Origin of the sequence: Lacihabitans sp. LS3-19 (genome assembly GCF_024343575.1) — a bacterium.
GTDB lineage: Bacteria > Bacteroidota > Bacteroidia > Cytophagales > Spirosomataceae > Leadbetterella.
In genome coordinates this window covers 61,634-73,461 of the sequence record NZ_RJUA01000003.1, presented here as the reverse complement: position 1 = coordinate 73,461, position 11,828 = coordinate 61,634, and the positions used below count along the sequence as shown (strand labels likewise).

At 36.4% G+C, this 11,828-nt stretch carries 8 protein-coding genes; 3 read left to right on the top strand and 5 right to left on the bottom strand.

Annotation, left to right across the window (positions count from 1 at the left end; translation table 11 throughout):
* Positions 1 to 30: 30 nt before the first annotated feature.
* Entirely contained in the window at positions 31 to 429 is a 399-nt protein-coding gene (locus EGI22_RS04270; protein WP_255066623.1) for a hypothetical protein, read from the bottom strand.
* A gap of 343 nt (positions 430 to 772) precedes the next feature.
* On the opposite strand from EGI22_RS04270, the gene EGI22_RS04265 reads away from it, so the two are divergent.
* Positions 773 to 2,068 (top strand): M20/M25/M40 family metallo-hydrolase, encoded by a 1,296-nt coding sequence (locus tag EGI22_RS04265; RefSeq protein ID WP_255066622.1) that lies wholly within the window; start codon positions 773 to 775, stop codon positions 2,066 to 2,068.
* Between the two features lie 709 nt (positions 2,069 to 2,777).
* Entirely contained in the window at positions 2,778 to 6,020 is a 3,243-nt protein-coding gene (locus EGI22_RS04260) for a glycosyl hydrolase (protein WP_255066621.1), read from the top strand.
* Between the two features lie 193 nt (positions 6,021 to 6,213).
* On the opposite strand, the gene EGI22_RS04255 is transcribed toward EGI22_RS04260, so the two are convergent.
* From EGI22_RS04255 to EGI22_RS04240, 4 genes are all read right to left on the bottom strand, one after another.
* Complete coding sequence (locus EGI22_RS04255; protein WP_255066620.1) at positions 6,214 to 6,540, bottom strand: putative toxin-antitoxin system toxin component, PIN family; 327 nt, start codon at positions 6,538 to 6,540, stop codon at positions 6,214 to 6,216.
* An 84-nt stretch (positions 6,541 to 6,624) separates the two neighbouring features.
* Complete coding sequence (locus EGI22_RS04250) at positions 6,625 to 6,843, bottom strand: hypothetical protein (RefSeq protein ID WP_255066619.1); 219 nt, start codon at positions 6,841 to 6,843, stop codon at positions 6,625 to 6,627.
* 485 nt (positions 6,844 to 7,328) lie between these two features.
* Complete coding sequence (locus EGI22_RS04245; protein WP_255066618.1) at positions 7,329 to 7,730, bottom strand: type II toxin-antitoxin system VapC family toxin; 402 nt, start codon at positions 7,728 to 7,730, stop codon at positions 7,329 to 7,331.
* Entirely contained in the window at positions 7,727 to 7,972 is a 246-nt protein-coding gene (locus tag EGI22_RS04240) for a hypothetical protein (RefSeq protein WP_255066617.1), read from the bottom strand. Before EGI22_RS04240 ends, EGI22_RS04245 begins: the two co-directional genes overlap by 4 nt.
* Before the next feature lie 538 nt (positions 7,973 to 8,510).
* On the opposite strand from EGI22_RS04240, the gene EGI22_RS04235 reads away from it, so the two are divergent.
* Entirely contained in the window at positions 8,511 to 11,780 is a 3,270-nt protein-coding gene (locus tag EGI22_RS04235; RefSeq protein WP_255066616.1) for a glycosyl hydrolase, read from the top strand.
* The last annotated feature ends 48 nt before the right edge of the window (positions 11,781 to 11,828 follow it).

The window sequence follows — 11,828 nt, the reverse complement described above, 5'->3', positions numbered from 1 at the left end:
CCTTAAAAGAATTCCAAAAAGAATAATATTTCAAAAAACCAATTGGGGAGGAGGACTTAAAATTGAAAGTAATCTTGAAGAAAAACTATTTATCCAATCAATTGGAAAACCATCTGAAAAAGAAAAAAACGCTAATTCAAACTGTGGAAATGCCTCAAAAGAAAAAACAGATTGCGTTATATTTTGAATTTTTAAACTAATGTCTTTTTGAAATGGATGATCTTTTAATGACAGGTTCAAATCTTTTTTAATTTTCAAATTTAAGTCAGTTTCTGCCTCATCTTCAAAACAAAAAAGAATCTTTTCATCCCCATAAATTTCAAATTTTACAACATCATACATTTTTCCATTTAACTCAAACTCATTTTTATCAAAATCTGATGTTTTATGGATTTTAATCAATGACGAATCTGGGATTTTTTTTAGCAAATTTTCTTTAACATCATATTGAATATAAGTCAGTTCTAAAGAATAGAATAAGGGAGAAAGTAAACCTTTAAACAAAAAAACAGACAAGAATAACCACACAGAAAAAATCTGAAGGTAGGTTAGTTTTCTTTTATTTCTGTAAGAAGATTTCAAAACATTCTATTTAGTTTTAGGCTTGTTAATTGAGCAAATATACACTGAATTTCAAATTGTCCTATAGTTCAATTATTATTTATTGTTTCTTTGAAAAAAATTAAATTTATAATTTCAACAAATAGCATCTTAAAAAATATTCCTTACATTTGAAGCTACATTTTATCAAACCTCTACCTTTAATATATTCATGAAAAACCTTCCTGTTTTTTTCTTATTATTACTATTTCCGATTTTTTTAAAAGCCCAAGACGTTAAGAAAGTTACAGTTCAAGAAGCTTATAAAAAGGAAATAGAGACAGTAGCCAACAGTAAAAAAGTCCAAAAAGCCTTTGATGTAATCCAAAGTTTGGAACCACAAACCATGAAGGATTTGATTGAGCTTACGGAAATTCCAGCACCCCCTTTTATGGAACAAAAAAGAGGGGAAAGATTTATGGAAATGGTAAAATCTGCTGGTGCGGATTCTATATGGATTGACGAAGTTGGCAATGTTATAGCTTTACGAAAAGGTAAAACAAAAGGCAAAACGGTGGTTTTGGAAGCTCACCTAGATACAGTATTCCCGATCGAAACTGATGTAAAGGTAAAAATGCACGGAGATACGCTTTATGCTCCTGGCATTGGCGACGACACAAGGGGCTTGAGTATGGTAATTACGATAATGAAAGCCATGAAATCGGCTCAAATAAACACGAATGCAGACGTGCTTTTTGTGGGAGTTGTAGGTGAAGAAGGTCTGGGAGATTTGAGAGGAGTAAAGCATTTGTTTAAAAACGGCAACCGAAAAATAGACGCCTATATTGCCATTGACGGAGGAGATATTGGCAGAATAAACAACATGGCTTTGGGTTCACTTCGCTATAAAGTTACTTTCAATGGCCCAGGTGGACACTCTTGGGGTGCATTCGGAATGGCAAATCCGCATCATGCCATCGGAAAGGCCATCGATTATTTTGACCAAGCAGCTGGAGCCTATGTAGCGAATGGACCAAAAACGTCCTATAATGTTGGAAGAATTGGCGGCGGAACTTCTGTAAACTCTATACCATTTGAATCATGGATGGAGATAGACATGCGTTCGGTAAGTCCCGAGAAGCTATTGGGCATAGAAAGTATCATGAAAGAACAAATGCAGAGAGCATTAGAAGACTACAATAAAACTGTAAAAAAGGGAGATAAATTGACAGTAAACATTGAGAAAATAGGTGAGAGACCGTCTGGTGAATTAGGCGAAAACTTGCCTTTAATTTTAAAAGCTATCGCAGTTACTTCTTATTTCAATGCCCAACCAACATTGACAAGAGGCTCAACAGACTCAAACATTCCGATTGCCTTGGGAGTACCAGCTATAACGATTGGCAGAGGTGGGAAGGCAGGGAATGCCCATGCATTAGACGAATGGTACCTAAACGACGAAAGTGGAGCACTAGCCATAAAACTTGCACTTTTGATATTGGTTTCAGAGGCTGGATTGGCGAATTGAAATAAAAACTACAAGCATATCTTCCTATTCTAAACTATAAACAAACAAGGGAAATAATCCATTAAAGAGGTGATTATTTCCTAAAAGCAAAGAAAGCGGCAAAAACCAAAACTCCGAAAGGGCGAAATTATTTAAGACCTATGTTATTATTCGAAACTAGAACCTCGAAGTATTAACATTATTCTAAAGCCAATGTCAAAGTACTAAACCAAAACCCTGAATGGTTGAAACTATTCTAAAACTAATATTGAAGGGCAAAACTAAAACCCAGAAGGGTTGAAATTATTCTAAAGTCAATGTTACACTTCGAACCTAGAACCTCGAAGAGGTGAAACTATTCTAAAAATAATTTATAGAAAAAAACCAAAACCCCGAAGGGGTGACATTTTCTAGCATTATTAGATTGCTTTTCCTGAATTTGGAAAAAACTGACATTTCATAAAACTATAAAAATAACCCACTTAGAAAATATCTATATTCTGTTTTTGATTTAGTAAACTAATCCCATAATAGTTGCAGATTACTCTTAAAAACCATCTCCAATTAAGTCATTTCTGTAAGAATTAATATCTGCCACCTAAAACAAACCTTTCTCAAAGCAATATTTATCCTATTCGTCTACTAAAAACATATAATTTTCGAATCAAAGGTGTTTTTTTAATCAAAAAAAAGTATTTTTATTTTCTTATAAAACCTTCATTATTAAACTATGAAAAAAATACTCTATTTAATTTTCTGTATTTCAATTTTCAATAATCTTTCTGCTCAAAAAAAGAAAGGAAAAATAGCTGCAACTGAAGCACCAAAAGCTAGTACAAAAGTAAATCCAAAACTATATGATGCCATGGAATGGCGAAATATTGGGCCATTTAGAGCTGGACGATCTTTGGCAGTGGCAGGACATAAAGACCAACCGTTGACTTATTATTTTGGAGCTGTAGGTGGCGGCGTTTGGAAAACTACCGACGGCGGCCAAAACTGGGGCTATATAGGTGACAGTACTTTCAAATCTAGCTCGGTCGGAGCTATAGCTGTGGCACCTTCAGACCCTAATGTAATATATGTAGGAATGGGCGAGGCAGATATGCGTAGTAATATCAGTTATGGCGACGGCATGTACAAATCTACTGATGCTGGTAAAACCTGGAAGCATATCGGACTACCCAAAGCGGATGCAATAGCTACTGTAGAAGTACACCCTACGGACCATAATTTGGTTTATGTTGCTGCGGTCGGAAATCCATTTGCTCCAAACAAAGAACGTGGGGTATATAGAAGCAAAGACGGAGGTAAATCTTGGGAGCAAATTTTAGCAAAAGATGACAGCACAGGTGCCTATCATGTGAGAATAGACCCTAATAATCCTCGTATAATATATGCCACACTATGGCAAGCCTACCGAAACGGACACAGCATGAGCAGTGGCGGAAAAGGCTGCGGACTTTATAAATCTACTGACGGAGGAGATACATGGGTATGTTTGAACGAAAAACCAGGTATGCCTAAAGGACTTTTGGGAAAAATCGGCGTGGCAGTATCTCTTGCTAATTCTAATCGACTTTTTGCTTTAATAGAAAATGATAAAGGTGGATTGTTTACTTCTACTGACGGTGGAGATTCATGGAAACTTGTGAATAATGATAAAAACCTTTGGCAGCGACCATGGTACTATATGAATCTTCAGGCAGACCCGAAAAACGAAGATGCCTTGATTATTTTGAATGTAAATGTATTCAAATCAACAGATGGTGGCAAAACAATCAGACGTATAAATGTACATCACGGAGATACCCACGATATATGGATAAATCCTGAAAACCCTGATAATTATATCATTGGAGATGACGGTGGTGCGGAAGTAACCTACAATGACGGCTATACTTTCTCTGATATTGATATACCTACGGCACAGTTTTATCATGTACATCTCGATAATGATTTCCCTTACAACGTTTATGGTTCGCAGCAGGACAATTCTACGGTCAGAATCGCAAGTCGCACCAATGGCTATTCTATAGGCATAAGAGATTGGTACCCTGTGGCTGGTGGTGAGTCAGGTTATATTGCTATTAAACCTTCCAACTCAAAAATCACTTTTGGGGGTTCTTATGATGGGTATTTAACAAAACTAAATGCTGACAACGGTCAAGAGCAAAACATTATGGTGTACCCAGAAAACAATATGGGGCATACATCTGCACAGAAAAAATTCAGGTTTCAGTGGACTTACCCGATTATATTCTCTCCGCATGACCAAACCCGCATGTATTGTACATCACAATATGTACACGTAACCCATGACGAAGGCCACTCGTGGGAAATCATCAGTCCAGATTTGACTAGAAACGACCCAAAAACAACTGGAGCTACAGGTGGCCCAATAACTTTAGACCAAACCGGTGCCGAGATTTATGCCACCATTTATACTTTGGATGAATCAAAACTTGAGAAAGGTAACATTTGGGCAGGCTCTGACGATGGCTATTTGCACGTAACTAGAGACAATGGCAAAACTTGGAATAACATAACGCTTCCTACCTCGCAATTGGGCGACTTTGCTTTGATGTCAATGATTCATACCTCGGCTTTTGAAAAAGGCAAAGCCTATTTGGCGGCCACCAGATATATGTTTGGTGACAGAAAACCATATCTTTTCAAGACTTCGGACTATGGAAAAACTTGGACAAGTATCAGCTCAGGCATACCTGAAGATGAATATACAAGAGTGGTGAGAGAAGACCCAAACAAGCCAGGATTGTTATATGCAGGTACCGAAAGAGGCATTTATGTATCTTTTGACGATGGTGAATCTTGGAATTCTCTAAATATGAATTTGCCGATTACGCCTATTCGTGACCTTCAGGTTCATCCAAGAGAAAAAGACCTTGTAGTGGCTACACATGGTATGTCTTTCTGGATTTTGGACGACCTGACGCCTTTGCATGAAATCAAAGATAACATGACCATAGCTGACGAAAAAGCTTATTTGTTTAAACCAAGGCCATCATACAGAATGGAAGGTGGTACAGGTGGCAGACGTGGGCCAGCTTTAGACCAAGGCAAAAATGCCGAAAATGGTGTTTTGGTAAATTATTACCTTTCTGAGAGTCCAAAAGATGAGTTGAAACTGCAGTTTTTAACTATGGACAATGACACCATCATCAGCTTTTCAAGCACCAAAGATCTTAAAGGAGAACCGTTTAAGGTTTCGAAGGATTTTTACGAAGACCCAGAAGCTAGAAAACCAAATAGTGTGAACAATAAAGCAGGTTTTAATAGATTTGTATGGAATATGCGTTACGCTGACGCAACCGAAATAGAAGGCGAAAAAGCTCCAATGTGGGCAGGAAATACCACGGGGCCGAAAGTTACCCCTGGCACTTACAGAGTCAGAATGATTTTGGGAAACAAATTGGTAAGTGAGCAAATAGCTGAAATCAAAAAAGACCCAAGAGTGGATGTATCGGATGCTGATCTGAAAGAGCAGTTTAATTTGGCATTAAAAATCCATAGAAAACTAGACGAGTCGCATAGAAATATCAATAATTTGAGAGAAATACGCAAGGCCGTGACTGAATATATGAAGTCGGTGAAAGATACTGTGATATTGTCAAACTTCCAGAAAATCACCAAACCTATGCTCAAAAATATAGACGATTTGGAGCAGTCGCTTTTACAAAACAAAGCCAAGGCTGTGCAGGATTTGTTGGCCTACCCTATCCGTTTGAACGATAAAATGGCAGGTGTAGCTGGTGTTGTTAACTCAGCAGACGCCAAGCCAACCAAATCTTCTTATGAAGTATTTGATGACCTTAGCAATAAGATAAACGGCACTTCGGACAAACTCAAAAAAATTGTAGACGAAGACGTACCGGCCTTCAATCAAATGGTAAAACAAAATCAGTTGCCAGCTATCAATTTGAAGCAGAAGAAGGTGGGAACGGCGTTGTAAATATTTAATTTTGAGCTTTTTGAAATTTTCAAAAAAATGACCAAACTTTTGGGTACTTAGGTATCAAAGGGTTTGGTTGTTTTTTTAGGTAATTGTTTGCAGAATTTTAAATAATTCCAGCACCTAGATGATTAAAACCATCAGGCAGAAGTACCTAATTCTAAAATCAGATTTCTGATAAATTACGATTTATCTAAAATTTCCCATCCATGAACTTATCATAGAATTCTCTAGGAGAAAATATTTGTGTTTTATTGAAACTTTTTAAAACTAATAAATCTTTGTCACCAGTAATAATGCAGTCAGCTTGTATATAATCTGCTAATTGTAAAACATGATTGTCATCTGCATCTCTGCAAACATCTGGTAATTCATTAAAGGGGTGAACTACAGCGGTTCGTTCCTGCAATAAAGCTATAAAATTTTCTGTTTGCTCCTCACTTAGTTTGAATTTCCCCAGTAGTTTTTCTTCCAATTCATCAAAGAGCCAATCTGAAGAGATAACATTGAAATGAATCACGCAAAAATCATGAACCTTAGCAGCAAAGCCAGAAAAAAGTTATGATGAAAGTAATACGTTGGTATCTATAATAACCTTCATACACTAAGAAATGGCATTAAAAATATCTTCCTCCGTTTCAAAACCTAATTCTTTGGCTTTAAATTTCATTCCTTCTCGCAAATCATTGATTCTGTCGAAATAGAAATAATCTTCCAATGCTTTACTAATAACAGCTTCAGTATCTAAATTTAAAGTTCTTTTCTTTTGCTCTAGTTGACGCAATAAATTTGGTTTGAGCCTAATATTTATATTTGTGTTCATTTTCTTAATTATTAAATTCAATCAAAATTATGAAAGCTGGGATTTTCCCAAGCTTGTTTTCTGAAACTTTTAATGTCCAAGATATTTTTATGTAAACAAAAATAACATTATTCATGAAGTTTTATTCTGATTCGCAAAATTCAGAAAATAAAACAAGTATTTTCCCAAAACAAATGGCATCATCTTTTCAAAACCAAATCATTTCTAATTTATCTCTGAAAAACTCAAAAAGATTGTAGAAGAAGACGTACCGGCCTTCAATCAAATGGTAAAACAAAATCAGTTGCCAGCTATCAACTTGAAAAAAAAGAAAGAAGGGACTGTTTTTTGAGAGAGGAAATGATTGGTTAGAGAATCATACAATAATCTTGAAGCGTTCAAATGCTCTTAATGTATTGCAATAAAGAGAATTTGATCGCTTTTTGTTTTAGAGTTTAAAAATCGTAAAACATAATTCAAACAAAGATTCAGGTATTTTAGTAAATCTATTTCGAAATCCAATCTTCTAAAGCAATGTCTTTAATTCTCTCAAAATGTGAAGTATTATTAGTGACCATGGCCAACTTATGAACCACTGAGGTAACTCCAATCAGCAGATCGAAATCATCGATTCGCAATCCCAACTTTCGTAGCCTTGCTTTTTCTTTAGCATAAAGATCCAAAGCCCCAAAAATAGGCAAAATTTGAACACCTGTTAAAAAGTTTTCTAAGGCTTTTTTGTTCTTTTCTGGCCATTCACTATTTTCAACACCAAATTTCAATTCAGCCAAAGTTATTTCAGAAATAAAACAATCTTCTGACGAAAGACCTTCAAATTTATTTTCAAGTTCAAACTTGCCTTTCATATAGAAAATGGCAATATTGGTGTCTATCAAATACTTTTTCAAAATGCTTCAACTTGACGATTGAACACTCTACTTTCTCGAATTTCTTCTATGATTTCTTCAGCAGATTTTGATGATTCAAAAGCTCCAAATGCCTTTTTGAAATTTGATTTTTTGGGTTTTAAATCTGTTTTGACTGATGCTGTTAATTTGGCTATCAAATCAAGTTTGTTGCTTGGACTTAGATTGTCTAACATACCCAAATATCCCTCTACTATTTTTGAGTTAAAATTTATTGTATTCATAATTCTTAAGCTTTAATTTTCAATACTTTAACTTTACCAAGTTGATTCAAAGATAATTAATACTATTCTATAGAAAGAAAAAATGAATGAAATACTTTTTCAAAAATTAATTAATTACTAAATCTCTCCTTTATTCTTTCTCCGTTTTCACTCTTCAAAAATAGTATATTCTTTAATTTACCAAAGAAAACCACTAAATCAAGCATGAAATTGTATACTTTATTAAACTGGACTAAAATTATTGGATTTAGGTCATTAATCTCATTTCTGTTGATTGTTTTTAATTTTTAAAGTGATAGTAAAAACAAAATAGAGTGAAACTTTGCAGTCTTCATCCAATAATGTAATCAAAGAGCAGAAAATTCAAACCTTTAAATGAGTCATGAAAATAAACTTCTATCAAAATTCATTCGAAAAAAGTTAGGAACAATATTGCTTTTACTTTTATTCTTCAAATCAATTTCGATTTACAACTTTGCCCAAAACAGAAAATTCTTTACCTTTAATATTCATTTACAAACCATTCTAAACCTCTCTTATGAAAAAACTTATTACCTTGTTTTTTGCACTTGCTACTTTAAGCACATTCGGCCAAAAGAAAAAGGTGGCTGCGGTTGCAGAAAAGCCCAAAGAAGCTATTAAAACCGAAAAAGACCCTGACCTCTCAAGCTTCAAGTTCCGTTCGGTTGGGCCTTCTTTTATGAGTGGCCGTATTATTGATTTGGCATTTAATCCCAACAAATCCTCTGAATATTATGTAGCGGTGGCATCTAGCGGTATTTTTAAAACTACCAATGGAGGCACTACCTTTCAACCTATTTTCGAAAAATACGGTGCTTTCTCGGTAGGCTGTGTGAGTCTTGACCCCAACAATGCCAACGTGGTGTGGGTAGGAACGGGTGAGGCTAATAGCCAAAGGAGTGTAGGCTACGGCGATGGCGTTTATAAATCGGAAGACGGCGGAAAAAGCTTTGTGAACATGGGTCTGAAAGATTCTCAGCATATTGGCGAGATCATCGTTGACCCAAAAAACTCTGATATAATTTATGTAGCATCTTATGGCCCGCTTTGGAATAGCGGCGGAGAGAGAGGCGTTTTCAAATCAATAGATGGTGGAAAAACATGGGCAAACGTGTTAACCATAAGTGAGCATACAGGTGTAGCAGATATCGTGATGGACCCTAAAAACTCTTCTATATTGTATGCATCTGCACACCAAAGACAGCGTAAAGGATATGGATATGTGTCTGGCGGTCCAGAGAGTGCCTTATACAAAAGCACAGACGCTGGAGCAACTTGGAAGAAAATAATCAATGGTTTTCCGGGTGGTGATATTGGCAGAATTGCAATAGCTATTTCTCCCATGAACTCCGATGTTTTGTATGCTCATTTGGAAGCAACAACGGGCAACAACGGCTCTTACAAAAGCACAGATAGAGGTGCAAGTTGGACCAAAATGAGTTCTTATGCATCTTCTGGCTTATATTATGGCAAGATTTTTCCAGACCCTGTACAATTTGACAGGATTTTTGTGGGAGATGTATATTCTAAATATTCTGATGACGGCGGTAAAACTTGGGTAAACCTAAACCACAAAAACATTCATGTTGACAACCATACATTTTATATTGATCCTAAGGACCACGAGCATATTTTTCTTGGTGGCGACGGCGGATTATATGAGAGTTTTAATTTGGGAGAAAACTGGCATTTTAAACCAAATCTATCAATTACACAGTTTTACAGAGTTGCCTTAGACAATGCCTCGCCGTTCTATAATATTTATGGTGGTACACAAGACAACAGCAGCATAGGAGGTCCGAGCCGTACGACTAATCAGGCGGGAATCACCAATAACGATTGGTTTCTTACGGTAGGAGGCGATGGATTTGAGTCTCAAGTAGACTGGAGCAATCCTGATATCGTATACTCTCAATGGCAACACGGCGGGCTGATTCGTTTTGATAAAAAAACGGGTGAACAAATTGATATAAAACCAGTGCCATTGGAAGGCGAACCAGCACTTAGATGGAATTGGGACTCACCTATTTTGGTGTCAAAACACGATGCCAAAAGATTGTATTTTGGTGCAAATAAGGTATATCGCTCTGATGACAGAGGAAATTCTTGGAAGCTAATATCTGGAGACTTGAGCCGACAAATAGACCGAAATACATTGCCGTATATGGGTAAAGTTTGGAGCATGGATGCCGTGCAGAAAAACACCAGCACTTCCATTTTTGGCCAAACGACTTCACTTTCTGAAAGTCCTTTAGACGAAAACATTATCTATGCAGGCACAGACGACGGCTTGGTACAAATCACCACAGACGACGGAAAAAATTGGACTAAAATAGATAATATTCCGGGTATTCCAGCTATGAGCTATATACCACAAGTGATATGCTCCCAACATGACAAAAACACGGCGTATGTAGTATTTAATCACCATCGCTATGGAGATTTTAAGCCTTATTTGGTGAAAACTAATGATGGAGGAAAAACGTGGACATCTATAAGCAACAATCTTCCAGAAAGAGGCTCGGTGTATACCATTGCTGAAGACCATGTTGATGGAAATTTGCTATTTGTCGGTACAGAATTCGGGTTGTTTGCAAGTTTAAATGGTGGCAAAAAATGGACGCAAATGAAAACCAATTTGCCCGTAATAGCCGTAAAAGATTTGGAAATTCAGAAACGCGAAGATGATTTGGTATTGGCAACATTTGGCAGAGGTTTCTATGTTTTGGACAATTATGCGGCCATGCGGAGTCTTTCCAAAACCGAAGGAAAAGAAGCCATGATTTTACCTATAAAATCTGAATGGATATTTAATGAAAAAGATCCTTTGGGTGGAAGAGGAACTGGAACGCAAGGCGACAGCTATTACACAGCGGAAAATCCTCCTATCGGAGCCACGATAAGATATTTCGTAAAAGAGGTACCTAAATCGATGAAAGACAAACGCAAAGAAGCGGAAAAGGCTCTTATGGCGAAAGGAGAGCTTAAAGGTTATCCATCGATGGACTCTATTATGGCGGAAGACAACGAAATAATGGGTTCTTATTTCTTGAACATTTTGGATGAAAAACAGAATACTGTAAGACGATATGAAGTAAAACCAAAAGCGGGAATAAACAAATTTGTTTGGAATTTTACCCAACCCAATGGTTACTCCATAAACACAAAAAGTGAAGCAGGAGGAAATGATGGCTTGCCAGTTATTCCAGGAAAATATGCAGCACAATTGAGCTATTTTGATGGCTCTACAATTAAAACACTTACCCAAGCTGAGCCATTTGAAGTTAAGAGTCTGGGATGGGCCACCTTGCCCGTAAATGACTATAAAGCTCTTCAAAGCTATGCTGAAGAAGTGAGAGATTTGGCGAGGGTAATTTATGGCACTTCAGAGCATATCGATTTCCTAAAAGAGAAACAAAAAGCATTGAAGGCTGCTGTATTGGCCAATCCAAGTTCAAAAATAGAAGCATTGGCTTCTTTGGTAGAAATTGAAAAGGAGTTTCAGAAAATAGACTTGGCAATGGACGGAAATGAAGCTTTAGAAAAAGCTCAATTTGAAGTTTTGCCAGGCATAAAGAGCAGAATAAGAAATGTTGCTTTTGGCCTAAATGGACATTCATCTGAACCAACCAATACCCATAAGCAGAATTTTGAATATCTGAAAAAACTTTTCAGAGAGACCTATCAAAGTGTAAAAACTTTGGATACTAAAATAGCTGTATTGCAGAAATCACTGGAAGAAAGCAAAATTCCGTATATACAAGGCAGTTTGCCTAAGTGGGACTAAAAATATTGATTTTCTATAAAAAGGGAAGTTTCTTTTGAGACTTCCTTT